At 69.3% G+C, this 24,495-nt stretch carries 18 protein-coding genes; 10 read left to right on the top strand and 8 right to left on the bottom strand.

Annotated elements, in window-relative coordinates; translation table 11 throughout:
- Nucleotides 1-17 precede the first annotated feature (17 nt).
- A complete protein-coding gene (locus JQS43_RS18875) occupies nucleotides 18-2,564 on the bottom strand; it encodes a glycoside hydrolase family 2 protein (RefSeq protein ID WP_239675712.1) in 2,547 nt (848 codons plus the stop codon).
- A 198-nt stretch (nucleotides 2,565-2,762) separates the two neighbouring features.
- On the opposite strand from JQS43_RS18875, the gene JQS43_RS18880 reads away from it, so the two are divergent.
- Complete coding sequence (locus JQS43_RS18880; protein ID WP_239675713.1) at nucleotides 2,763-3,797, top strand: LacI family DNA-binding transcriptional regulator; 1,035 nt, start codon at nucleotides 2,763-2,765, stop codon at nucleotides 3,795-3,797.
- Here the strand turns inward: JQS43_RS18880 and JQS43_RS18885 are convergent.
- From JQS43_RS18885 to JQS43_RS18915, 7 genes are all read right to left on the bottom strand, one after another.
- Complete coding sequence (locus JQS43_RS18885) at nucleotides 3,784-5,520, bottom strand: ABC transporter substrate-binding protein (protein WP_239675714.1); 1,737 nt, start codon at nucleotides 5,518-5,520, stop codon at nucleotides 3,784-3,786. The genes JQS43_RS18880 and JQS43_RS18885 overlap by 14 nt on opposite strands.
- A gap of 10 nt (nucleotides 5,521-5,530) precedes the next feature.
- Complete coding sequence (locus tag JQS43_RS18890; protein WP_239675715.1) at nucleotides 5,531-6,511, bottom strand: ABC transporter ATP-binding protein; 981 nt, start codon at nucleotides 6,509-6,511, stop codon at nucleotides 5,531-5,533.
- A 6-nt stretch (nucleotides 6,512-6,517) separates the two neighbouring features.
- Nucleotides 6,518-7,465: an ABC transporter ATP-binding protein gene (locus JQS43_RS18895; RefSeq protein ID WP_239675716.1), complete on the bottom strand. Its 948-nt coding sequence runs from the start codon at nucleotides 7,463-7,465 to the stop codon at nucleotides 6,518-6,520.
- A gap of 3 nt (nucleotides 7,466-7,468) precedes the next feature.
- Entirely contained in the window at nucleotides 7,469-8,455 is a 987-nt protein-coding gene (locus JQS43_RS18900; RefSeq protein ID WP_239675717.1) for an ABC transporter permease, read from the bottom strand.
- Complete coding sequence (locus JQS43_RS18905; RefSeq protein ID WP_239675718.1) at nucleotides 8,452-9,447, bottom strand: ABC transporter permease; 996 nt, start codon at nucleotides 9,445-9,447, stop codon at nucleotides 8,452-8,454. Before JQS43_RS18905 ends, JQS43_RS18900 begins: the two co-directional genes overlap by 4 nt.
- A 99-nt stretch (nucleotides 9,448-9,546) precedes the next feature.
- Entirely contained in the window at nucleotides 9,547-11,277 is a 1,731-nt protein-coding gene (locus JQS43_RS18910) for an ABC transporter substrate-binding protein (protein WP_239675719.1), read from the bottom strand.
- A gap of 1,091 nt (nucleotides 11,278-12,368) precedes the next feature.
- Nucleotides 12,369-12,992 carry a helix-turn-helix domain-containing protein gene (locus tag JQS43_RS18915; protein WP_239675720.1) on the bottom strand — a complete coding sequence of 208 codons (624 nt, stop codon included), beginning with the start codon at nucleotides 12,990-12,992 and terminating at the stop codon, nucleotides 12,369-12,371.
- Nucleotides 12,993-13,187: 195 nt separating this feature from the next.
- Between JQS43_RS18915 and JQS43_RS18920 the strand changes: the two genes are divergently transcribed.
- The 9 genes from JQS43_RS18920 (at nucleotide 13,188) to JQS43_RS18965 (ending at nucleotide 24,427) form a co-directional block, all read left to right on the top strand.
- Entirely contained in the window at nucleotides 13,188-14,528 is a 1,341-nt protein-coding gene (locus JQS43_RS18920) for a M24 family metallopeptidase (protein ID WP_239675721.1), read from the top strand.
- Nucleotides 14,525-15,532: a thiamine pyrophosphate-dependent dehydrogenase E1 component subunit alpha gene (locus JQS43_RS18925; protein WP_239675722.1), complete on the top strand. Its 1,008-nt coding sequence runs from the start codon at nucleotides 14,525-14,527 to the stop codon at nucleotides 15,530-15,532. The genes JQS43_RS18920 and JQS43_RS18925 overlap by 4 nt, the downstream gene beginning before the upstream one ends.
- Nucleotides 15,520-16,509 carry an alpha-ketoacid dehydrogenase subunit beta gene (locus JQS43_RS18930; protein WP_239675723.1) on the top strand — a complete coding sequence of 330 codons (990 nt, stop codon included), beginning with the start codon at nucleotides 15,520-15,522 and terminating at the stop codon, nucleotides 16,507-16,509. The genes JQS43_RS18925 and JQS43_RS18930 overlap by 13 nt, the downstream gene beginning before the upstream one ends.
- A 34-nt stretch (nucleotides 16,510-16,543) precedes the next feature.
- Nucleotides 16,544-17,884, top strand: a complete 1,341-nt coding sequence (locus JQS43_RS18935; RefSeq protein WP_239675724.1) for an amidohydrolase family protein — start codon at nucleotides 16,544-16,546, stop codon at nucleotides 17,882-17,884.
- 10 nt (nucleotides 17,885-17,894) lie between these two features.
- On the top strand, nucleotides 17,895-18,794 hold the full coding sequence (locus JQS43_RS18940) for a cupin domain-containing protein (RefSeq protein ID WP_239675725.1): 900 nt from the start codon (nucleotides 17,895-17,897) through the stop codon (nucleotides 18,792-18,794).
- Between the two features lie 2 nt (nucleotides 18,795-18,796).
- Nucleotides 18,797-19,492 carry an SDR family NAD(P)-dependent oxidoreductase gene (locus JQS43_RS18945; protein WP_239675726.1) on the top strand — a complete coding sequence of 232 codons (696 nt, stop codon included), beginning with the start codon at nucleotides 18,797-18,799 and terminating at the stop codon, nucleotides 19,490-19,492.
- A complete protein-coding gene (locus tag JQS43_RS18950) occupies nucleotides 19,489-20,385 on the top strand; it encodes an NAD(P)-dependent oxidoreductase (protein WP_239675727.1) in 897 nt (298 codons plus the stop codon). Before JQS43_RS18945 ends, JQS43_RS18950 begins: the two co-directional genes overlap by 4 nt.
- 167 nt (nucleotides 20,386-20,552) lie before the next feature.
- Nucleotides 20,553-22,871, top strand: coding sequence for a LuxR C-terminal-related transcriptional regulator (locus tag JQS43_RS18955; protein ID WP_239675728.1), 2,319 nt, complete (start codon nucleotides 20,553-20,555; stop codon nucleotides 22,869-22,871).
- Between the two features lie 149 nt (nucleotides 22,872-23,020).
- A complete protein-coding gene (locus JQS43_RS18965; protein WP_275580924.1) occupies nucleotides 23,021-24,427 on the top strand; it encodes a hypothetical protein in 1,407 nt (468 codons plus the stop codon).
- Nucleotides 24,428-24,495 lie beyond the last annotated feature (68 nt).

Raw genomic sequence — 24,495 nt, forward strand, 5'->3', positions numbered from 1 at the left:
TGTACCTAGGTCCATGATCAACTCGGGAAGTCGTTGGTGCAGCGGAGGACGGGGGGCTCGGTCAGAGCGGTCTCGTCCAGGTCGGTGACGCCGGTGATGGTGAACGTCGCCGACTCCCCCGGCAACAGCGTCACCAACGCCTCATCAACCTCGGCCGCCGGGTCCAGCCGGTCCGGAAAGAGCGTCAGCTCCCGCAGCAACGTCCGGGCGGTCACCGTCACCTGGGTGCCGGCCGGCGAGCGCGACACCACCGCGTCGTACTCCGCCGTCGGGTAGGCCAGGTCGACATCCTCGGCGAAGAACCACCACGCCCGCTCCTCCCCCGCAGTAGCGAGCAGCAACTCCCGGATCGGCTCCCCAGCGCTAGCGACCGGGGCCGGCAACGGCAACGTCACCGCTGACCGAGGCGCCACCGTGACCGGCGCCTCGTGCTTGGCGAGCGGCTCGCCGGCCAGACTCATCCGGGTCACCACCGCCTCGGTAGACCACGGCTCCGCCGACTCGTTGACCGCCACCAGCACCAGGCCCTCCTCCCGGGGCTGGATGGTGAGCAGCCGGTCGGCGAACATCCGGCGCAGCGCGTACCACAGCGGTTTGCGGCGGCCGTCGCCGTCGATCGCCGCCCACGAGGTGACCGGCCAGCAGTCGTTGAGCTGCCACACGATCGCCCCCATGCAGACCGGCCGAAGCGACCGAAAGTGCTCCACCCCGACCGTGATCGCCCGGGCCTGGGTCAGCTGGGTATACCAGTGCCAGTCGTCGAAGTCGCGGGGCGCGGGCAGGTGCGCCCGCAGCCCGCGCCACAGCTTGCCGTCGCCGTCGCGGGCCTTCTGGTGGTGGCGCATCCCCGGCGAATCACTCGCCAACGGCTGGTCGGAGATCGCCCGGCGCAACGTCGCGTACGCCGGCGGCGCCTGCCACCCGAACTCGGCCACGAACCGCGGAGTGTACGAGCGGTAGTGGGTGTAGTCGACGTCGTTCCAGACGTCCCAGATGTGCATGCTGCCGTGCCCCGGCTCGTTCGGGTGCCGGTGCGGGGTGCCCGAGTAGGGGCTGCCCGGCCAGTACGGCCGGGTGGGGTCCAGCTCGGCCACGATCTGGGGCAACGTCTCGAAGTAGTACTTCGCTCCCCAGCTGCGCCCGCGCAGCTGCGGCTGCCAGTCCCAGTCGTGCCAGCCCCAGATGTTCTCGTTGTTGCCTGTCCAGGTCACCAGGCTGGGATGGTGGGCGAGCCGGAGCACGTTGTCGCGCGCCTCGGCGGCCACCTCCTCGGCGACCGGCGACTCCTCCGGGTAGGCGGCGCAGGCGAAGAGGAAGTCCTGGGCGACCAGCAGCCCCTTCTCGTCGCAGAGCTCGTAGAAGTCGGCCGACTCGTAGATCCCGCCGCCCCACACCCGCAGCAGGTTCAGGTTCGCCTCGCACGCCTGGTCGAGGCGCTGCGCATACCGCTGCCGGGTCACCCGGGTCACGAACGCGTCGTCGGGGATCCAGTTGACTCCCCGGACGAAGACCGGCACTCCGTTTACGACGAGGGTGTACGGGGTGCCGTCGGCGTCCGAGGTGGTGTCGAGCCGCACCGACCGGAACCCGATCCGACGCTGCCACCGGTCCAGCTCCTCGCCATGCCGGTCGTGCAGCTGCACCTCCAGCTCGTAGAGGGGCTGGTCGCCGTAGCCGCGGGGCCACCACCGGGCGGGGTCACGCACCGCCAGCGTGACCGTGGCGTGCCGTTGGGTCGGCCCGAGCAGCACATGCCCCGGCTGCACCTCGGCCCGCTGGCCGTCCAGCGCGGCCGGCCGCTGCCCCGGCTCGCCGTCCCAACCGGGGTAGACCGGACCGCGTACCACCGCGGTGACGGTCACTGGCTCCTCCGCGGCGGACTCGGCCCGGATCACCGAGACCTGGAGGTCGACCCGACCCTCTCCACCGGCGACGGTGACCTGCGGGCGGACCTGATCGAGCCGGGCGGTGTGCCAGCGGTGCAGGCCGATCTGCCGCCAGATCCCGGCGGTGACCACGTTCGGCCCCCAGTCCCACCCGAAGTTGCACGCCATCTTGCGGATGAACGGGTACGGCTCGGGGTGGTACGGGCCCGGCCGGTCACCCAGCTCTTCCCGCACCCCTTCGGCGTACTGGTAGGCCGAGGTGAAGTGCACGCCGAGCTGGTTCTCGCCCGCCCGCAGCAGCGAGGTCACCGGGAAGCGGTACCGCCGGTGCATGTTCGCGGTGGCGGCGACCTGGTGCCCGTTGACCTCGATCCGGGCGACCGTGTCCAACCCCTCGCAGACCAGGTCGACCTGCCCGGGCGCTGGTCGCTCCTCGTCCGGCCACTCGAACCGGGTCTCATATCGCCAGTCGGTACGGCCGATCCAGGCCAGGTCTCGCTCGTTGTCATCGAGGAAGGGGTCGCAGATCAGGTCGGCGGCGAGGAGGTCGGTGTGCACACAGCCGGGGACCGTGGCGGGCACCGGGTCGGTACGCTCAGCGACCTCCGGTGGCACGGCGTCGCGAGGGGCAACCGGCGCCACCGTCCAGCCATCGTGCAGCGGACGGTAATGGTTCATGGATTCTCTCCTGGCGATGGCCTGAGGGCGCAGGAAAACAGGGTGCAACTACTGAACCGGATAAGTAACCTGACCGTACGGCGCCGTAGCTCTCGTGTCAACGGCGTAACCAGCCAGCGAGAGCCTGGAGACGATAGCGTGTAGTAACCGGTTCAGTTGTCGACCTCAACCGACGGCGAACCGAAGGAAGGACACCCAGTGAAACGACCAACGATCGCCGACATCGCGCGACGGGCCGGCGTCTCCAAGGGCGCCGTGTCGTACGCGCTCAACGGGCAGCCGGGCGTCTCCGAGGCGACCCGGCAACGGGTGCTGACGATCGCCGAGGAGATCGGCTGGAACCCGAACAGCGCCGCCCGGGCGCTCTCCGGCGCCGCCGCGAACGCGATCGGGCTGGCGCTGCGCCGGCCGGCCCGGGTCCTGGGCCTGGAACCCTTCTACATGGAGCTGATCAGCGGGGTGGAGGCTGAGCTCGCCACCGCCTCGTACGGATTGATGTTGCAGGTGGTGGCCGACTCCGAGGCGGAGATCGGGGTCTACCGCCGCTGGTGGGGCGAGCGCCGAGTGGACGGGGTGCTCATCTGCGATCTGCGACTGGACGACCCACGGGTGAAGGCCTTAACCGAGCTGGAGCTGCCGGCGGTGGTGATCGGCGGACCAGACGGTGTGGACGGGCTCGCCAACACCTGGAACGACGACGGTGCCGCGCTCGCCGAGACGGTGGAGTATCTAGCCGCGCTCGGTCACCGCCGGCTGGGACGGGTGGCGGGCCTGTCCGACCTTCGCCACACCCGGGTGCGGGCGGAGGCGTTCGACCAGGCCTGTCGCCGCCTGGCGCTGACCCTGGCGGTGACCGAATCGACCGACTACTCCGGCGAGCAGGGGGCCCAGGCGACCCGCCGGCTGCTCAGCGGCCCGGACCGGCCCACCGCGTTGATCTACGACAACGATGTGATGGCGATCGCCGGCCTTTCGGTGGCGCAGGAGATGGGGCTAGCGGTCCCCGGCGACGTGTCGATCGTCGCCTTCGACGATTCGCCGCTATGCCGGCTGGTGCATCCGCCACTGACCGCGTTGACCCGCGACATCCCCGCCCACGGCGCGCGGGCCGCCCGGCAGCTGCTGGACGTGATCAGCGGAGCGCAACCGCCGATGTCGCAGCAGATGACGACCGCCCGGCTCACCCCCCGGGGGAGCACCGCCAAGCCGGCGCCGACGATCACCCTCCGGTAACCGGCTCCAACTCGGCGAGCATATAGATCGCCCCCATGTCCCAATATCCGCCCCAGGTGACCGGGTAGTGGTTGGGGGTGTCGTCATCGTCGGACGGCCAGTTCGTCCAGGTCGAGTGGTTTACCTGCGACCAGGCGCCGTTATACCACATCGGAATCGCCGGCAGCTCCCGCAGCGTGATCTCCTGCAGCGCCGACATCGTCTCCTGGAACCCCGGGTCACCCACCGACATTCTGGCCAGCCCCTGGGTCAGTTGCCAGGCCTCGGGGTTTTCATATCGGCCCGCGTTGAACTCGGGCTGGCTGTCCCGAATCGGCATATTGAACAGGAACCGGTAGGTCGACCACGGGGTGTTGGTCAGCGGCGTCCGGTTGTCGATGATCAGGTCGAACTCGCCGGCGTTCCGCCGATCGTTGAGGGTGGAGTTCGCCGGGAAGTCGACCGCCAGGCTGATCCCGGCCTCCCGCGCCCCGTCGGCGATGACGAACGCCGCCTCGTTCCAGTCGCTCCACCCGTCGGGCACGATCAGGCTCAGTTCGATCTGGCTGCCGTCGGGGGTCTCGACGTAGCCGTCGCCGGTGGTATCGGAGTAGCCGGCGGCGGCCAGGATCTCCTCGGCCTCCGACGGGTCATACTCGAAGCCGAACTCGGCGACCACTGCGTCATCGACGTAGTCGTCCCAAGTGGGAAGTAGCCCGGTCGGGTCCGCCGCCCGGACGATCCCGCCGTAGACCTGCTCGACGATGGCCGACACATCGATGCTGAACGCGAGCGCGCGGCGGAACTCCGGGTCGTCGAGCGGCGCCCGGGTGGTGTTGGGGACCAGGTAAGCGGTGTTGGCCGAGAGCATGTATGGCTCTTCGGGGTAGAAGGTGGCGACCGCCTCCTGCTCGGCGACGGTCTGTTCGATACCGGGCAGGAAGAAGTTGCTCAGATCAAGCTGATTCTGCACGATCTGCCGGAACGCGATCTCGTTGCTGGCGTTCACCACATCGATCACGTAGCGGGGGCGCATCTCCAGGTCGAGCGCCTCGGTCCCCCACCAGTCGTCGTTGCGCTCCCACACCATCCGGTCCTCGGTATGGCTGTGGTAGAGGTAGGCTCCGGAACCGACTGGATTGTCGTGGTTGGTATGTGTCGGGACGTCTTCTTCCGAGAGCCGGGACCACAGGTGCTCCGGCACGATGTGGTGACTGGTGAGGAAATTGTCCCACTCGCCGCGCCGCGGGTCGCTGAAGGTGAACCGGACCGTGTGGTCATCGAGCGCCACCACCTCGTCCAGCCAGTCGAACACGTCCGCGTACGGCATCCCGTCGATCCGCCCAAGTTCCACAGTGAACACGACGTCGTCGGCGGTCATCGGCGTACCGTCGGACCACTCGATCCCCTGCCGGAGGGTGAGCTCATAGACGTCGTCCTCGACCCAGTCGCTCTGCTCCGCCAGCCAGGGCTCCAACTCCGCGGTCCACGGGTCGAAGAGGTAGAGCGGCTCGTAGAGCAGGCCCCGGACCCCGGTCGCGTCATCTCCCCCGCTGAGCGGATTCCAGGAGGTGGGTGGCCCCCACTGGGAGCCGCCGGTGTAGAGCGTCTCCGCCCGCGGAAACTCCGGCGCGGCCGGTTCGTTGCTGGTGGTCTCCGGTTCAGCGCAGCCGACCGTGGCCGTCAGCGCCACGACCAGCAGCGGGGCCGCGTACCGCATCCGCTTGCGCGCAGGGGACATCATGGGGGCCATGCTAAGGGATACTGGCCGCGAGCGCGCCTGCCTGAACGTTCCCTTCCTGAGCACAGGCCACAAAATGATCTGACTCCACAGTGGCCAAGACCGGTTGCTGCGGATCCGCGGGGGGTTGGCCGCATTCACCGGGATACTGCTCATGATAGAGGCAACGTTCGATTACTTCCCGGTTGTCCAGTTCCAGCTCGGCCGCGACCTCGCTCCACTTCTTGTGCAGCTGCGGCACCGAGCCGAGCAGGATCCGCGAGTACGGGTGCTGCGGGTTGGCGAAGACCTTTCCCGTGTCCCCCATCTCGACCGCGACCCCCTTCCGGAGGATCACCGTCTTCGTGCTGATGTAGTTGCCCAACGCCAGGTCATGGGTGACGAAGAGCACCCCGAGCCCGCGCGCTTTCAGGTCCGCCAACAGGTTTAGCACATCGATCCGAGTCGAAGCATCGAGCATGCTGATCACCTCGTCGGCGACGAGTAGATCGATGTCGAGCAGCAACGCCCGGGCGATCAACATCCGCTGCAACTGACCACCGGAGAGCTGATGCGGATACTTGTTGCGGACCTGGGCCGGGTCCAGCCTGACACTAGCGAGCGTCGAGTCCACCCGCTCCCACCAGGTCGCCGGCTTCACCTCCGGGAAGAACTGATCCCGAACCATCGCCAACACCCGGTCTGCCTTGAAGATCGGGTTGTAGGAGCTGAACGGGTCCTGGAACACTCCCTGCACCTGCCGGTAATACTCGCGTAGCGCGTTACCCCGCAGCCGGGACACGTCCCGGCCCTGAAAGTTGATGGCGCCCCGGCTGATCGAGTTGAGTCGCAGCACCATCCGGCCGATGGTGCTCTTGCCGCTCCCGCTCTCGCCGATCAGCGAGACCACCTCGCCCGGCCCGACACTAAAGCTGACATCGCGGACCGCGACCAGCTCCCGGCCGCCGAAGGTTCCGACCTTGTAGCTCTTCCACACCCGCTCCAACGTCAACATCGTCAGTCAGGCCTTCCAGCAGGCGACGGAGTGGTTCGGAGCGACCTCGACGTAGGGGGGCTCCTCGACACACTTCTCGAACGCGAACGGACACCGATCCCGGAACCGGCAACCCTGCGGCGGGTCCAGCAGATGCGGTGGGCTGCCCGGGATACCGGTCAGCTGCTTGTCGGCGTACCGCACCCCGACCTCCGGCAGCGAGGAGATCAACAGCTGGGTGTAGGGATGCCGTGGCGAGTTGATGATCGTCTCAGTGGACGCCTTCTCTGCCAACTTTCCGGCGTACATCACCATGATCGTGTCGGCGATCTGGTAGACGAGCGAGATGTCGTGCGTCACCACAATCATGCTCTTGACGAACTGCCGGTCCCGGAACTCGACCAGTGTCTCCGCCACCGCCTTCTGAGTGGAGACGTCCAACGCCGAGGTGACCTCATCGGCGATCAGCAGCGAGGGATCCAGCAGCGTCGAGATCACCAACACCATCCGCTGTTTCATCCCGCCAGAGAGCTCCAGCGGATACCGCCCGAGCACCTCCGGGGGCAGCCCCACCAGCTCCAGCCGCCGCTCCAGCTCCGGCAGCAGCTCCCGGTACGAGTGGCCGCGTGACCCCAGCAACTCCGAGATCATCTTTCCGATCTTGCGGATCGGATTCATGGCGCTCATCGCGTACTGCGGGACGATCGAGACCTCGCGGTAGCGGAACTTGTTCATCTTGTGCTGGTCGTGCACCGGCAGGGTGACACCGTCGAGCTCCACCGACCCGCCGATGTACTGCATCCGGCCGTCCAGCCGGATCAGGCTCTTGCTCAGCGTGGTCTTGCCGCAGCCGGACTCCCCCGCGACGCCCATGATCTCGCCGTCGGCGACCTCGAAGGTCACCCCGTCCAGCGCCTGCACATCCCCGCGCATGGTGCGGTAGTAGACCCGCAGCTCCTCAACGCTCAGACTCACGGGTCACATCTCCCTCAGCTTGGGGTTGAACACCTCGTCCAGGCCCACGTTGGTGACGTACGCCGCCCCGGTGATCATCGTGATCGCCAGGCCCGGCGGGATGAACCACCACCACACACCGAGGATCCAGGCGTTGGCCGCCCGCGCCTGCTCCAGCATCAGCCCCAGCGACATCGAATCCCGCGGGCCGAGCCCGAGGAAGTCCAGCGACGCGGCGAAGAGCACCGCCCCGGCGAACAACAGCACGAACGACATCAGCAGATACGAGCCCATGTTCGGAGCGATCTCCTTGCGGATGATCGTCAATGGACGGACGCCGGTGAGTCGAGCGAGGTCGACGAAGTCCCGATTGCGGAGCGAGAACGTCTGGGCCCGGACCGCCCGGGCCACCCAGGGCCAGGAGAAGATGCCGATCACGAAGGCCTGGGTGAAGTGATTGTTGATGCCGAGATAGGCGGTGACCACGATCAGCACCACGAACGCCGGCAGCACCAGCACCACGTTGGTGATAGTCATCAGGATCTCGTCCACCCAACCACCGCGGTAGCCGGCGATGAACCCCATGGTCATCCCGATCAGCGCGGCGATCAGCGCCGCCGAGACCCCGACCAGGAACGACGCCCGGGCCCCGTAGGCGAGCTGGGTGAAGACATCCTGCCCATACCAGGTGGTGCCGACCCAGTGCTCGGCCGACGGTGGCGCCCCCAACGGACCGACGTTGCGCTCCCGCGGCCCGAAATCGGTGAAGAGCGGGCCGATCAACCCCAACAACAGGAAGAAGATGATTATCGAGAGGCCGCCGATCACCTTCGGGTTGCGCAGCGCGAAGTACAGCCCCTCGAACCGGCGGCCCGCCAGCCCACCGGCGCCACCGGCGACCGCGGTCGGGCCGCCCGGCCCACCCGGCGCGCCCGCGGCGGCCGGCGTGGCGGTGGGGTCGACCGCGCCCGCCGGGTTGTCGGCTCCCTCGGGGGTCTTGATGTCGGTCATACAGACGCCCCCTGCATCCCGGTCCGGGTCCGCGGATCGACCCAGACATAGACGATGTCGATGATGAAGTTACAGATCAGCACCCCGATCACGATGAACAGGAGGACTCCCTGCAACAGGAAGAAGTCCCGGGCCGCGATCGAGTCCAGCACCAGCTTGCCCAACCCCGGGTAGCCGAAGACCACCTCGGTCAGGATGTTGCCACCCAAGATCACCCCGAGCTGCAATGCGAGGCCGGTGACCTGCGGAAGCATCGCGTTCCGGAACGCGTACCGCCGGATCAGCCGGGACGGTGCGCCCAACGAACTCAGATAGTTGGAGTAATCCGACTCCAACTCGTAGATCACCAGGTTGCGCATGCCGATCGCCCAACCGCCGAGCGCGACCAGGAACAGCGACAGGAAGGGCAGCACCCAATGGGAGGCGAAGTCGCTGATGAAAGTCCAGTTGAAGCCCGGAGTCAGATTGCCGGAGTAGGCGCGGGCGGTGGGGAAGATCCCGAGCACGATCCCGCCGGCCCAGACCAGCAGGATCGCCAGCCACATGTACGGCGTAGCGGTGAGCACATAGGACAGGGGTAGCAGCGAGTTGTCGAGCCATTTCCGGCGGGCCGCCAGCGCGCCGAGTTTGTTACCCGCATACCAGCTGAGCAGGATCGCCGGAATCAGCAGCGCCAGCGTGTACGGCAGCGCCCCGAGCACGATCTCGAGCACCGGCCGGGGAAACGACCAGGTGCTGATGCCGAGGTTGCCGGTGAACAGCTCCCGCCAGTAGTTGAGGTACTGCTGCCAAAGCGGCTGATCCAGCCCGAACAGGTCTTCGTAGTAGGCGCGCATCCGTTCGTTCGCCTCCGGGTTGGAGGTACGCACCCGGCCCATCATCTGCCCGATCGGATCCCCCGGCATGAACCGCGGGATCATCCAGTTCAGCGTCACCGCGACGACCAACGTCAGGGCGTAGATCAGGGCCTTACGTCCGAAGTAGCGCCCCACCTGGATCCCGTTCCTTCCTTGGAGTTACGGACCCGGACCGGGCGGCTGGTCCGCGGATCACCCGCGGGCCAGCCGCCCGATCGTCAGGTCGCGAGACCGTTAACCCGCCGGCTGGATCTCGGCCAGCATGTAGACGGCTTTCTTCTCCCAGAAGTTGTTCCAGGCGCTCGGGTAGTAGTCAGGGGTGTCCGGGTCGTCGGTGGGCCAGTTTGTCCAGGTGCTGTTGTTGACCTGCGACCAGAGGCCGTTGTACCACATCGGGATCGCCGGCATCTCGGTCAGCTGGATCTCCTGCAGCTGCGAGAGCAGCTCGTCGAAGCCGGGGTCACCGACCGACAGCCGACCCAGGTCCTGGGTGAGCTGCCAGGCCTCTTCGTTCTCCCACCGGGCGAAGTTGGCGCTCTCCTGGGCATCCTGCACCGGCAACCGGAACAGGTAGTTGTAGGTGGCCCAGGGGGTGTTGTCCAGATCGGTCCAGTTGTTGACCACCAGGTCGAAGTCGCCGGTGGTACGAGCTTCGTCCACCTCCGCGCTGTCCGGGAAGTTGGTGTAGACGTTGACCCCGATCGCCTGCGCGCTCTCGGCGATCACGTCGGCGGCCTCGTTCCAGTCGGTCCAGCCGGCCGGCACGATCAGCTCCAGCTCGATCTCCTCGCCGTCCGGCGACTCCACGAAGCCGTCGCCGTTGGTGTCCTCGTACCCGGCGTCGGCGAGGATCTGCTCGGCCTGTGCCGGGTCGTAGCTGAACCCGTGCTCGGAGACGACCGACTGGTCGACCATGCCCTGCTCGGTCCAGGTCGGCAGCAGCCCGGTCGGGTCGGCCGGGGCCACGATGTCCTGGTAGATGGTGCCGACGATGGTGTCCACGTCGACGCTGTACGCCAGCGCCCGCCGGAACTCCGGATCGTTCATCGGCTCCCGCTCGGTGTTCGGGATCAGATAAGCGGTGTTCGCCGAGAGCATGTACGGCGGCTCGTCGTAGAAGGTGGTGACGTCGTCGCCGAACTCGTTGATCTGGTTGATCCCGAGGATGAAGTTGTTGCTGAGGTCGATCTCACCCTGGATCAGCTGCGGCAGCACCACGTCGTTGCCCTGGTTCACGAAGTCGACGATGAACCGCGGCGCCATCTCCAGGCCAAGGTGTTCGGTGCCCCACCAGTCGTCGTTGCGCTCGAGCACCAGCCGGTCCTCGGTGTTGCTGTGGTAGGTATACGGCCCGGTGCCGTAGATGATGTCGTCGCCGGCGACGGTCATCAGGTCTTCCTCGGCGACCTCACCCCAGGTGTGCTCCGGGATAATCTGCTCGCTGTAGAGGAAGTTGTCCCACTCGCCGCGGCGGGGGTCGGAGAAGGTGAACCGGACGGTCAGGTCGTCTACCGCCTCTGCGGTCTCCAGCCAGTCGGCCATCGTGGAGAACGGAACCGCCTCGTTGAACCGCAGATCGGTGGTGAAGACGACGTCGTCGGCGGTGAGCGCCTCGCCGTCGTGCCACTGGATGCCCTCGCGCAGGGTCAGCTCGTAGACCTCGTCGTCGATCCAGTCGCCGCTCTCGGCGAGCCACGGCTCAAGCTCAGCGGTGTGCGGATCGAAGACGTAGAGCGTCTCGTAGATCAACCCGCGGACGCCGGTCGCCTGACCACCGCCCTGGGTCGGGTTGTAGTTCGAGTAGGTGCCCCACTCGGTGCCGGTGGTGTAGAGGGTTTCGTTACGGGGGAACTCGCCGGAGCCGGAGGTGTCGCCGCCATCCTCGTCGGCCTGACAGGCCGCGGTCGTCACCACCAGCCCGGTCGCGAACAACGGCGCTAAGAACCTCAGCCGCTTCCGTGTCATCTCGGTCTTTCCTTCCACCTCGGAGGGTGCATTCGCTCTTCGCTGGGCCACGCGCCAGGGTTCGCAGCGGCGCGCTGGGGTGAGAGTCCGTTTCACTGAACCGGGTAAGTAATCTCAGCGAAACATGCCGGACGCCGGGCGTCAAGACCAGCTCTCGTCACCGGCGACCCCCGTCCCATGGCAAGATCATCAGCAATCACCTGGCCCGTCACCGCGCAGGCGACTGTGGGCCGAATCACTGAACCGGGTAAGTAACGCGACCTTACGATCGCGTGGGAGCGCTGTCAACGGCGGATGAACCTCGTGCTCAATTCGTTACCTACACGTGCCAGCACCCCTGGTAGCTGACAAGTCGCCCAAACAGCATTAATCGCCCATGACCGCCGCGCTGAATCGGGCCACTTGATCATCAGACATCGCCGCAGCTCAGGTGGTGCTGCGGGAGCGTTTGCTTTGCTTACGCATACGCCATCGACCGGGCTGTCGGGCTGTTGGGCTGTCGGGCCGCAAGATCGGCAGGCAGACCGCCTCACCCGACTTGGTGGGTCGAGTGGTGCCTGATTTGCGAGTATTAGACTAGTTTGCCACCCTAGTGGATCACCACTCAACCGACCAAGCGGCCGACGGTGGTTGACCGCTGGCGGCTGGGTCGGCGGCAGGGCGAGTTGAGCGGCGCCCTGCCCAACCCCGACATGGTTGGGCAGGGAGGGATCTTGCGTACGGAAAAGTCGGATATTCCGGTATGCAAGATCCCTCCCTGCCCAACCATGTCTGAAATGCCGTCTGCGCGCGGCAGCGGCTCCGGGCCTCCCCGCCGCCGCGTGACCCACACCGGGATCGCTACGGGTGCACGCGCCAGCGAGCATGTATCTCTTGGTCGGTTGAGTGGTGATCGACTAGGGCGACAAACCGGGCTCATCCTGGCAAAACAGGCGCCACTCAACCGACCAAGCCGAGAAAGCCCACCGATGGCGTATGCGCAAGCAGACCCGGGCCGCCCGACACCGTCGATGATCTTGGAGTGCGGCCGGTCGATTGAGGCACCTGCGACCGAGCCGACGAGCTACCAGCACCCAGGCGCGTACCGGGCGTTAGTGGCCGCGTTCGATCACGAACCAGACCCCGACCGCCGGTTCGCTGCCTTCGTTGCGATAGCTGTGCGGGGTGGTGGAGTCGAACGAGATCGAATCTCCGGGGGTCAGCACCAACTCCTCGAACCCGAGCGTGAGCCGCAGCTCGCCGGTGAGCAGGTGCCCGTACTCGCTACCCGGGTGCCGCATCAACCCGCCGCCGGAGGAGCTGGTGCTCCCCGGCGCGTAGGTCACCAACAGGAAGTCGACCGTGTGCTGCGGCAACTCGCCGAGCAGCTCCCACGTCACCCCGGAGTCGAGCTGCAGCACCCGCCGCTGGGCGGGCGGCACCAGCGGCCCGAGCCGCTGCCCCCGCAGCTCGGCCACCTTGCCCCAAGGGGAGTCGCCGTCGACCCCCCGGGCATCGTCGCCAGCTGCCGTGAAGAGCGCCTCGACGCTGATGCCGAGCGTGGTCGTGATCGCGTACAGCGTGCTGACCGAGGGCTGCACCTTGCCGGTCTCGATCTGGGAGATCATGCTCGCGGAGACCCCGACTTCCCGCGCCAGCCCGCGGAGGCTGACCCCCCGCTTCTCGCGCTCCTCCCGCAGCCGCGGGCCGAGTCGCTCCACCTCCGGCGCGGTCATCCGCCCTCCCTCGCTTCCGGCTCGCTCTGAGCTCTACCTCGTCGTGGTCTACCTCGACGCTGTCTACCCGGCCGCTGTTGCCAACGTGTTAAGCGAACTGTTCAGTATTGCTTGACACCATATTCAGCCGGGTTCTATGGTGACGCAAGTATCAGGCACTCCCGCTACCTGCGATTTCCCGGTGAGGGGGCGGCGATGGCGATCCGGACATACGGACAGAACGCCGTGGATTGGGAGGAACGGGTCGACCTCGGTCGGCTCCGAACAGAGCGGCTGACCCGGCTCCAGCAGACCCTAGCCGGCTCCGAACTGGGCGCGCTGCTGACCTTCGACTTCTCGAACATCCGATACCTGACCGCTACCCACATCGGCACCTGGGCGATGGACAAGCTGATCCGGTTCGCGGTCCTCCCCCGCGGTGGCGAGCCCGTGCTCTGGGACTTCGGCTCGGCCGCCCGACACCACCAGCTCTTCAACCCGTGGCTCGACGGCACCGAGCGCGCCCGCGCCGGCATCTCCACCCTGCGGGGGGCCTTTCACCCCGACGCCGGCATCGCCGAAGACGTGGCGAACAAGGTCTATGAGGTGCTGGCCGAACACGGGCTCACCGGTGAGCCGCTCGGAGTAGACCTGATCGAGCTGCCGATCCTCGCCGCGCTGCAGGCCAAAGGGCTCCGGGTCACCGACGGCCAGCAGGTCTTCCTCGCCGCCCGAAAGATCAAAACCTCCGACGAGATCGCACTACTCACCCAGGCGTGCTCCATGGTCGATGCCGCCTACGAGGAGCTGTACCGCTTCCTGCGGCCCGGCGTCCGGGAGAACGAGTGCGTCGGCCTGGTCAGCAAGGTGCTCTACGACCTCGGCAGCGAGTACGTGGAGGGGGTCAACGCCATCTCCGGCGAACGCTGCGCCCCGCACCCACATGTCTACAGTGACCGGCTGCTACGCCCTGGCGACCCAGCCTTCTTCGACATCCTCCACAGTCATCTGGGCTACCGTACCTGCTACTACCGCTGTTTCGCGGTCGGCAGCGCCTCCCGCGCCCAACGCGACGCGTACATCCGCTGCCGCGAATACATGGACCAGGCGATCGCGTTGGTCAAGCCCGGTGCAACCACCGCCGACATCGTCTCGGTCTGGCCCCGCGCGGAGGAGTTCGGCTTCCCCAATGAAGAGGCGGCCTTCGCCCTCCAGTACGGACACGGGGTTGGGCTTTCGATCTGGGAGAAACCCATCTTCAGCCGGCTGGTGTCACTGGACCACCCGGAGACGCTCGAGGAGGGGATGGTCTTCGCGCTGGAGACCTACTGGCCGGCCGCGGACGGCTGGTCGGCCGCCCGGATCGAGGAAGAGGTGGTGGTCACCGCCGACGGCTGTGAGGTGATCACCAAGTTCCCGGCCGAGGAGCTCCTCGTCGCCGGCCAGCGTTACTACACGGTGGACGGCCCGCTCGACCACCGCCGGGAGTCGCAGTCCCATTTGAACACTGCCGCCGGCCGCGGCGACCTCGCGGCCGAGGAAGGGCCCTCGTCGTGACCACCGCCACCACACCGACCCCAGCGCTCACCGACGATCGGCTGCTCGAGCTTTACCAGCAGATGGCGGTGATCCGGCGGACCGAGAAGGCCGCCCAGGATCTCTTCCTCGCCGGGCTGGTCAAGGGTACGACTCACCTCGCCGCCGGCCATGAGGCGGTCGCGGTCGGCGCCAGCGCCGCGTTGCGGGACGACGACTACGTATTCGCGACCTACCGCGGCCATCACCACGCCATCGCCCGCGGCGCCACGCCGGAGGAGTGCCTCGCCGAGCTGATGCAGAAGGCCACCGGCGTCTGCGCCGCCAAGGGCGGGTCGATGCACCTCACCAAGGCCGACCGGCAGATGCTCGGCTCGTACGCGATCGTCGGCGCCCACCTGCCGATGGCCACCGGGGCGGCATGGTCGGCGATGCTGCGCGGCACCGGGCAGCTGGCGGTCGCCTTCTTCGGCGACGGCGCCACCAACATCGGCACCTTCCACGAGGCGCTCAACCTGGCCGCGGTCTGGCGGCTACCGGTGCTCTTCATCTGCGAGAACAACCTCTACATGGAGTACACCCCGATCGGCGCCGTCACCGCGGTGCCGAACCCCGCCGCCGACCGCGCCGCCGCGTACCAGCTCCCGGGCCACGTCATCGACGGCAACGACGTGTCGGTCGTCTACGACGCGGTGCGGCAGGCGGCCGAACGCGCCCGGGCCGGCGAAGGGCCGACCATTCTGGAGGCCCGCACCTACCGGCACTACGGGCACAGCCGTACCGATCCGGCTAAGTACCGGCCGGAGGCCGAGGTCGCCGAGTGGCTGGCCCGGGACCCGCTGGTACAGGCCAGGTCTCAGCTCTCCGCCCGGGGTGTGGCCGACGACCGACTCGCCGCCGCCGACCAGCACGCCGAGCAATTGGTACGCGACGCGGTCGCGGCCGCCAAAGCCGCGCCGGAGCCTGACCCGGCCACCGCCTTCACCGATGTCTGGGCCGACGGGAGCGCGACATGGCGGACGTAGCCGAGCTGGTCACCTATCGGGACGCGGTCGCCGACGGGATCGCCCGCGAGATGCGTCGGGACCCCTCGGTGGTGTGTCTGGGCGAGGACATCGGCGCCGCCGAAGGCGTCTTCAAAACCTCGGTCGGGCTGTTCCAGGAGTTCGGTGCGCGGCGGGTCTGGGACACCCCGATCTCCGAACAGGCGATCGTCGGCACCGCGATGGGCGCGGCGATGACCGGCCTTCGCCCGGTCGCCGAGATCATGTTCTCCGACTTCCTGGCCTGCTGCTGGGACCATGTCGCCAACGAGATTCCGAAGGTCCGCTACATGACCGGCGGCCAGGTCACCGTGCCGCTGGTCATCCGTACCGCCAACGGGGGCGGGCTCGGCTTCGGCGCCCAGCACTCGCAGGCGGTCGAGAACTGGGCCTTCGCGGTGCCCGGGCTGAAGATCGCCGCACCGGCGACCCCGGCGGACGTGGTGGGGCTCATGGCCGCCGCCGTCCGCAGCGACGACCCGGTCGTCTTCTTCGAACACAAAGGGCTGTTCGCCAGCCGCGGCGAGCCCGCCCCGGCCGACCATGTGGTGCCGCTCGGTGAAGCCCGGATCGCCCGCTCCGGTGACGATCTGACCCTGGTGGCGCTCGCCGCCACCGTGCCTACCGCGCTCGCCGCCGCCGACCAGCTCGCCGCCGAGGGAATCTCGGTCGAGGTGATCGACCTGCGTTGCCTGATCCCGCTGGACATGCGAACCGTGCTCGACTCGCTCCAGCGCACCTCCCGGCTCATGACCGTGGAGGAGAACCCGTACCAGGGCGGCTGGGGCGGCACCATCGCCGGCATCGCCGCCGATGAGGGGTTCGAACTGCTCGACGCTCCGATCCGCCGGGTGGCGGCCGAGTGCGTCCCGCTCCCCTTCGCCGATCGGCTGGAGGACGAGGTGATACCCACCGTGGCCAGAGTCGTCGACGCGGTGCGCCGGCTCGCCGCCTACTAGACCCGCCGCACCGCCCCGCCAGAGGAGACCCGCCATGAGCAAGATTTTGATCCGCGGCGGCACCGTCGTCACGGTAGACCCGACGCTCGGCAACTTCCGGACCGGCGATGTCCTGATTGAGGACACCCGCATCGCCGCGGTCGGCCCACAGCTCGAGGTGACCGACGCCGAGGTGGTCGACGCCACCGGCATGGTCGTGATGCCCGGCTTCATCGACACCCATCGACACCTTTGGGAAGGCATCCTCCGCAACATCGGAACCGATGTGCCGCTTGAGGGGGACACCAGCTACCTCGCCTTCGTGCTCGGCACCCTGGCGCCCGCCTACCGGCCGGCGGACATCTACGCCGGCAACCTGGTCAGCGCGCTCGGCGCGATCAACGCCGGGATCACCACCGTGCTGGACTGGTCGCACAACCTGACCTCACCCGAGCACGCCGACGCGGCGATCAGCGCCCTACGTGAGTCCGGGATCCGGTCGGTCTTCGCTTATGGTTTCCCGTGGCACGGCGAGTGGGACCCGGAGCAGCCGGCCTGGTTCACCCGGGTGGCGAACGAACACTTCAACAGCGACGATCAACTGCTGACCCTGGCGCTGGCCCCACACGGGCCCGAGTTCACCCCGCCGGAGGTGACAAAGGCCCACTGGGACCTGGCCCGGGAGGTCGGCGCCCGGATCACCGTCCATGTCGGGGTCGGCTCGTTCGGCAAGCACGACAAACTCGGCGAGGCCGGCCGGGCCGGGCTGCTGGGGCCGGACACCACCTACATCCACTGCACCACCCTCAACGACGACGAGGTGCAGATGATCGTCGACACCGGGGGGACGATCTCGTTGGCGGTGCCGGTCGAGATGTTGATGGGCCACGGCATGGTGCCCACGCAACGATTCCTGGATCGGGGCCTGGCCCCCAGCCTCAGCGTCGACGTGGAGACCAACGTCCCGGCGGACATGTTCACCCAGATGCAGAGCGCTATGGCGTTGCAGCACGCGCTGGTCTTCGACCGGCAGCTGGCCGGCGAGGAGGCCGTCCCGGACGCCGTCACCACCCGGGACGTACTACGCTGGGCCACTCTGGAGGGTGCGCGGGCGAACGGATTGGAGCACCGCACCGGCAGCCTGAGCGTAGGCAAACAGGCCGACGTGATCCTGCTCCGCACCGACCTGATCAACGTGCTGCCGGTCAACGATCCGATCGGCGCGGTGGTGATGGGCATGGACACCAGCAATGTCGACTCGGTCTTCGTCGCCGGCCAACCGCGGAAACGGCACGGCCAACTCCTCGATGTGGACCTCACCCGGGTCACCGCCCTCGCCGAGGCGTCCCGCGACCATGTGGTCTCCGCCTCCGGCTTCCAGCTCCCCAGCCTGTGAGGAGACCTTGATGGCATCCCGTCACCTGGTGGCCCGGGCGGCCGACGCCCGCTTCCAACCGCCGGAGCCGCTGACCGGGCCCAGCACCGGGTTCGAGCGGTGGCCGGTCATCGACGACGCCACGCCGGGCGCGGTGCACACCGGATTCGATGTGTGCCGGCTCGCGGCCGGCGGCACGGTGGCGAGCCGGGTCGCCGCCTACGAGCAGAGCATCTTCCTGCTCGACGGCGAGGTGGTGCTGCAGACCGGCGAGGGCGCGACCCGGCTCCGCCCCGGGGACTACGGGCTGATCCCGGTCGGGGTGCCGTATAGCTGGCGTAACGAGTCCGCCGCGCCGGCCCGGTGGGCGCAGATGCTCGCCCCGCAGCCCCGGGCCCGGCACGGCGGCGACTCGACCCCGGTGCCCGAGCTGCCCGCGACCGCCGCCGCGCCGGTCGACCCGCGAGATCCCCGGACCCGCCGCTACGGCCACATCGAAGCCGCGAACATGGACGTCAGGCAGCAGTCCCAGGAACGGCTGGCGGTGTCGGCGAGCATGCGCACCGCGCTGCTGGTCTACAGCGGCATCTCGGTCAAGATGATGGTCGACTCGGACCTGGGCGCCGACCTGACCACCATGTTCATGGTCCACTACGACCCGGCCGGAGTCGCCGGGCCGCATGATCACCCATTCGAGGAGACCTATCTCTTCCTAGAGGGTCGTGCCGAGGGCACCTTCGACGGCACCGCCTACGAACTCGGGCCGGGCGACGTCGCGTTCGCCGGAGTCGGCTGCGTACACAGCTTCCGCAACCTGACCGACGGACCGCTGCGGTGGTTGGAGACCCAGGCGCCGCAACCTCCGGCGCGGCACTCCTACCGGTTCCGGCGGGACTGGGACTATCTGACCGACAACGTGAAGGAGCAGTAACCATGATCACCGGAGCGGTCGTCGTCATCGGCGGCACCAGTGGCCTCGGCTACGAGATCGCCCGCCACTATGCGGCTGCGGGCCGGCCCGTGGTGCTCTCCGGCCGGGACCCCGGCCGCGCCGCGATGGTCGCCGCCGAGATCGGCGGCGATGTCCGCGGCATCGGCCTCGACCTGACCGTTCCCGGCCAGATCGACGCCGCCCTGGCTGAAGTGGGCGCGGTGACCTCCCTGGTCCTGTCCGGCATCGACCGGGGTGTCAACTCCGTCGCCGACTACGACGTAACCCAGGCGGTGCAGCTCGCCACCCAGAAGCTGGTCGGTTACATCGAAGTGGTGCACGCCCTCCGGTCCCGGCTCGCCGATCCGGCCTCGATCGTGGTCTTCGGCGGGCAGGCGCGGCTCCGGCCCTACCCGGGATCGACAATGGTCTCCACCGTCAACGGCGGGGTGACCGGGATGGTCCGCACCTTGTCGGTGGAGCTGGCGCCGGTCCGCGTCAACTCGATCCATCCCGGCATCGTCGGCGACAGTCCGTTCTGGGCCGACAAACCAGCCCAGGTGCTGGAGACGTTCCGGGCCGGCACGCTCACCGGTCAACTCGCCACCATGGCCGACGTCGTGGCCGCCACCCGGTTTCTGCTGGAGAACCCCTCGGTCAACGGGGTCGACCTGGTAGTCGACGGGGGTTGGCGATGACCGGGGCCGACCGGACCCGGGTAGCGCTGATCGGCACCGGCCGGATGGGGGCGGCGATGGCCGGCCGCCTCACCGACGCCGGATTTCCGGTGGCGCTGTTCAACCGCACCCGAGCGAAGGCCGATCGGGTCGCGGCGGAGTTGGCCGGCCCCGCGACGGTCTACGACACGGCAGCAGCCGCCGCCCACTCCGCCGACGTCGTTCTGGTCTCGCTCGCCGACGACGCGGCGGTCACCGCCGCGTACCGGGGGGACGCCGGGGTCGCCGCCGGGGTACGACCGGGCACGGTGGTGCTGGAGATGAGCACCCTCGCCCCGGCCACGGTCCGGGCCCTGGCCCCGTTGGTCACCGACCAGGGCGGGATCCTGGTCGACGCCCCGGTCTCCGGCAGCGTCGCCACCGTGCAGCAGGGCCAGCTCACCGTGCTGGCCGCCGGGGACCCGGCGGCGCTGGACCGGGCCCGGCCGGCCCTGGAGACCTTCGCCAAGAAGATCTTCCACCTCGGGGATCTGGGAGCCGGGGCGACCATGAAGCTGGCGGTCAACTCGATCGTGCACGGGCTCAACCAGGTGCTCGCCGAAGCGTTGGTGCTCGCCGAGAAGGCCGGGGTGGCGAGGGCTGCCGCCTACGAAGTCTTCGCCAACAGTGCGGCGGCGGCCCCGTACGTCCAATACAAGCAGGAGTCGTTTCTGCACCCGGACCAGGCCCCGGTGGCCTTCTCGCTGGACCTGGTCGCCAAGGACCTCGACCTGATCCAGACGCTGGCCGCGGAGTCCGGCGCCCGGATGGAGCTGACCGCTGCCACTCGGGCAGTGGTCGAAGCGGCGGTCGCTGAGGGGCTCGGCGACCGCGACCTGAGCGCGGTGGCCGAACTCCTGCGCCGCCACAGCTGACCGCGCCGCCACAGCTGACTGCGTCCGCCAGCTGACGAAGACCCGAGGCGCTTCACCCGGCCGGCATCGGCAGATCGGCGCGCGGGCCGATGTCGGGGACGACGTCGGCGCGCTAGAGTCCGCTCGCTGGGGGTAACGCCCTGCGCGAACGGAAGGAGCTGGCGCGGGTGACGGTCGTAATAGGAGTCGATGGCTCCGGACGCACTCGCCGGCTCGGCGAGCTCGTCGGGGCCGCCGGGTCGCCGGTGCTGCAGGTGGCCCCCGACGCCGGTGCGGATCTCGCCACCCGGCTCGCCCGAGCCCACTCCGACGGTGCGCTGGTGGTCGTCGACGACGCCCACCAGCTGGCCCCGGCAACCCTGCGGACCTTGGCTGCCGCCGCCCGCGGCGGCGTCGGGATGGTGATCGCACGCCGCCCCACGATCAGCGGACCCGAGCTGGCCGATCTCGACGAGGTGGTGGCCGGCCAGGGCCCGGTCGAGCAGCTCGGCCCGCTCGACCCGGACGAGCTCGCCGAGCTGGTGGCCGCGGTAACCGGAGCGCCGGCAACCCCCGAGCAGGTGTCGGCGGTCCACGCGGCCTCGGCCGGCCTCGCCGCCGTGGCCGCGGCGATCGCGGACGCACCTGACGAGACGCCGCCGACGCTGGTCGCCCGGGTACAGCGGCGGCTCGCCCGGCTCGGCAAGAGCGAGGCGGACCTCGCCGGGATCCTCGCGCTCGAGCTCGACCTGGCCGATGAGGTCCTCGGCGCCGCCGCGGGCCTCGAGCCCACGTCAGCGGCGGCCGCCGTGCGGTCGCTGCGGGACGCCGGCATGCTGACGCCCGATGGCGAGCGGATGATCCCGGCGGTCGCCCGCGCGGTGCTCGCCGACCTGCCTCCCACCCAGCGACGCCGGCTGCACGAGACGGTGGCGACCGCCCTGTTGAACACGGGCGCGGACCCGGTGCACGCCGCCGGTCAACTGCGCGCCGCCCGGGTACGGACCCCGGCGGCGGCCGACGTCTACCGGCGCGCGGCGGACCTGCTGCGCTTCGCCGACCCCGGCACCGCCCTGTCCTGGTACGACGAGGCGCTCAACGCGGGCGCCGATCCGGCCCTGGTGGGGGTCGGCCGGGCCGAGGCGGCTGCGCTGCTTGGCCTGCCGGTCGACCTGGACAGTCCGATCGCGGCACCAGCGGACGCCGCTCGGCTCGCCCTGGTGGCCGGTGCGGCGGCCGCCTTCGACGGCCGTGCCAGGCGCGCTGCGGAGGCGCTGTGCGATGCTGGCGAGCCGGGCCCGGTCCTGGCCGTCCCGTCGCTGATGGCCATCGGTGCCCCGGATCGCGCCCGTACCGCAGCTGCCGGCCGAGCGCCGCTGCCGCTGCGGCGGCTCGCCGAGGGGGCGCTGACGGTCGGGAAACCCGCCGTGGCCCTGCCGCTGCTGATCGAGGCGGCCGAAGGCTTCGAGCAGGCCCCGCCGACGGTCGCGGTCCCGGACCCGCCCCACGCGCTCGGCGCGCTGGTCGCGGTGACCGCGGGCGACACCGCGTCCGCCGAGCACCTGCTCGACCGGGCGCTCGCCAGCGGAGCCGGTGGGCCGGTGGCCCGGAATCGGCACCGTACCCTGTTGGGTTGGGTCCGGCTGCGGGCCGGCCGCTTCGACACCGCCGTCGCCGAACTAAACCGCCTCACCGACGCCCCGCTCCCCGGCCGGGAACGGCTGCTGGTCGCGGGTCTGCGGGCGGGCATTGCCCGGCGCAGCGGAGATATCGCCCAGCTTCGCGCGGCGTGGTCCGCCGCGGATCCGGTCCTGGCCCGGCAGGCGGTGGACCTGTTCCAACTGGAGGTGCTCGAAGAGCTGCTGGTCGCCGCCGCCAGGCTGCGGCAGCACCAGCGGATCGCGCCGGTCCTCGAAGAACTCGACGCGATCATCGACCGGCTTGGCCGGCCGGTGGCGTGGGCGGTGGCGCTCGGGTGGCTCCGGCTGCAGGTGGCGATCGTCGGCGAGGACGCCGCGGCGGCTACCGCCGCCGCCCGCCAGCTGGGCGCCCTCGCTCCCGACGGTGCCCGGCAGCTCGCCCAGTGCCGGGCAGCCAGCCGGTGGGCCGCCGCGCTCGCCGGCGATGTGGACCCGGAGGCGGTCCTGGCGGACGCGGCGGAGCTGGCCATGGCCGAGCTGCCGTGGGAGGCGTCCCGGATGGTCGGACACGCCGCGATCCGTACCACCGACGCTTCGGCCGCGCGCCGGCTGCTGGAGCGGGCACGGGAGTTCACCGCCCCGCCGGCCGGCGCCGAGCAGGCACCCCGCGGTGGGCTGTCCGACCGGGAGCTGGCGGTGGCGCGCCTGGTCCTTGCTGGACGCACCCATCGTGAAATCGGGGCGCAGCTTTATCTCTCCCCCAAGACGGTCGAACATCACGTGGCCCGGATCCGCAACAAGCTCGGCGCGACCAGCCGGGCTGAGTTGGTGGCGGCGTTGCAGGGCCTGCTACCAGCGGAGTCGTGATCGCCGTGGGTAGACCGGCCGGCTGCGCACGCGCCACCCCCTAGCGGCGCGGGTGTGGCATGGGGGAAGCCCCGATGCGGACCATCCCGCGCGGGGTGCAACCTTGGTACGTCCGACCGCCGGGGCCGGGCCCGACTCTAGGAGACGCTATGGCCGACGTTGAGGTAACGCCGCTGATCATGGAGAAAGTCAAGGCTTTGTACGAGAAGGTATTCGGCAGCGAGGAGGAGGCCGCCAAGTTCCTCGCCGACCCGGAAGGAGCCTTCGCCGCCCATGGGATCGAGCCAGACATGTTCGCCAACGTCGATGTCGACCAGGTCGTCTACCAGACTGCTTACCCGGGGCCCGGTGCGGGCAGTGGCGGGGGTACGGGCGGCGGCGGTGCCATGACCGGCGGTGGTGGCGGCGGTGGTGGTGGCGGTGGCGGTGGCGGTGGCGGTGGCGTCAGCAACGGCTACGTCCCGCCGCCGGAGACCGTGGAGCAGGTCACCACGGTCACCCAAAACTTCCACCAGGACCAGTCAACTACCATCACCGACAACTCGACCAATATCGACAATTCCGTGGATGTGCAGGTGGACGGTCCAGTCCTCGGCGACATCGACGTCGATGTCGACAATGTCAGCCAGGTCGGGGAGGGCAACGTCGGCGCCATCGGCGATGGCGACGTCAACGCCGCCACCGGCGACGGGGCGGTGGCTGACCAGGGCGACGGCGACCGGATCACGGCCGGCGACCAGTCGGTCATCGGCGCCGGCGGCGCAGACGTGGTCGGGGCTACCAGCGAGGGGGCCTTCGCCGGCAGCTCTACCTTCGGCGATGTCGTCGGAAACACCGGCGACAACGCGGTCACGGCCGGCGGCGACATCGACGGACCGGCCAACACCGGCTCCAACTCGGGCGTTCTGGCCGGTGGAGACGTCGACCGGGCGGTGGTCGGGGACGGCAACCAGGCCGCCCAGTTCGACATCGACACCGGGGGCGGGGCGGGCGGCAACGCCAGCGGCACCGGCGGTAACGCGGCCGGGTCCGGCGGGGACGGCGGCGTCGGCGGCGATGCCAGCGCCGATGGCGGGAATGGCGCGGCCGGCGGTGTCGGCGTCGGCGCCGGGGTCGGCACCAGCGTCGGCCTCCGCGGCGGCGGCAGCGGCAGCGGGTCCGGCGGGGACGGTGGTGACGGTGGCTCCGGGGGCACAGCCGTCGGCGGCAGCGCCGCGGGAGGCGGCGTCGCCGCCGACGCCGCCGGCACCGGTGGCGACGCCAGCGGCGGCGCCGGTGGGGCGGCGGGGCCCATCAACATCAACTTCGGTGGGGGCAGCCAGCAGAACGTCACCGACTCGGACATCGCCGACTCGTCCGTGGCGGCCGGCGGCGACGCCCGTTCCGCCCAGGACTCGTTCAACGATCAATCTACTAACGACTCCTTCAACGCGGCCGATTCTCTGGACGTGGAGGACTCGGGCAGCCTGGGCGAGTTGGTCGAATCAGTCGAGTCGGTCGAGCCCCCGGCGCCGGTGACCGAGGCAGCGGCCGAGGCCGACACACCCGGCGCGTAACCTGTACCAACGGCGGGCCAGCGGATCCCCGCTGGCCCGCCGCCGTACCCACCCCGTGACCGGAGAGG

The sequence above is a fragment of the Natronosporangium hydrolyticum genome (assembly GCF_016925615.1).
GTDB lineage: Bacteria > Actinomycetota > Actinomycetes > Mycobacteriales > Micromonosporaceae > Natronosporangium > Natronosporangium hydrolyticum.

Bases quoted from the DNA above. Each gene is read 5' to 3' on its own strand.
- JQS43_RS18890 (WP_239675715.1), bottom strand. From the start codon at position 6,511: ATGTTGACGTTGGAGCGGGTGTGGAAGAGCTACAAGGTCGGAACCTTC.
- JQS43_RS18900 (WP_239675717.1), bottom strand. From the start codon at position 8,455: ATGACCGACATCAAGACCCCCGAGGGAGCCGACAACCCGGCGGGCGCG.
- JQS43_RS18875 (WP_239675712.1), bottom strand. From the start codon at position 2,564: ATGAACCATTACCGTCCGCTGCACGATGGCTGGACGGTGGCGCCGGTT.
- JQS43_RS18920 (WP_239675721.1), top strand. From the start codon at position 13,188: ATGGCGATCCGGACATACGGACAGAACGCCGTGGATTGGGAGGAACGG.
- JQS43_RS18945 (WP_239675726.1), top strand. From the start codon at position 18,797: ATGATCACCGGAGCGGTCGTCGTCATCGGCGGCACCAGTGGCCTCGGC.
- JQS43_RS18935 (WP_239675724.1), top strand. From the start codon at position 16,544: ATGAGCAAGATTTTGATCCGCGGCGGCACCGTCGTCACGGTAGACCCG.
- JQS43_RS18910 (WP_239675719.1), bottom strand. From the start codon at position 11,277: ATGACACGGAAGCGGCTGAGGTTCTTAGCGCCGTTGTTCGCGACCGGG.
- JQS43_RS18885 (WP_239675714.1), bottom strand. From the start codon at position 5,520: ATGATGTCCCCTGCGCGCAAGCGGATGCGGTACGCGGCCCCGCTGCTG.
- JQS43_RS18915 (WP_239675720.1), bottom strand. From the start codon at position 12,992: ATGACCGCGCCGGAGGTGGAGCGACTCGGCCCGCGGCTGCGGGAGGAG.
- JQS43_RS18965 (WP_275580924.1), top strand. From the start codon at position 23,021: ATGGCCGACGTTGAGGTAACGCCGCTGATCATGGAGAAAGTCAAGGCT.
- JQS43_RS18950 (WP_239675727.1), top strand. From the start codon at position 19,489: ATGACCGGGGCCGACCGGACCCGGGTAGCGCTGATCGGCACCGGCCGG.
- JQS43_RS18930 (WP_239675723.1), top strand. From the start codon at position 15,520: ATGGCGGACGTAGCCGAGCTGGTCACCTATCGGGACGCGGTCGCCGAC.
- JQS43_RS18940 (WP_239675725.1), top strand. From the start codon at position 17,895: ATGGCATCCCGTCACCTGGTGGCCCGGGCGGCCGACGCCCGCTTCCAA.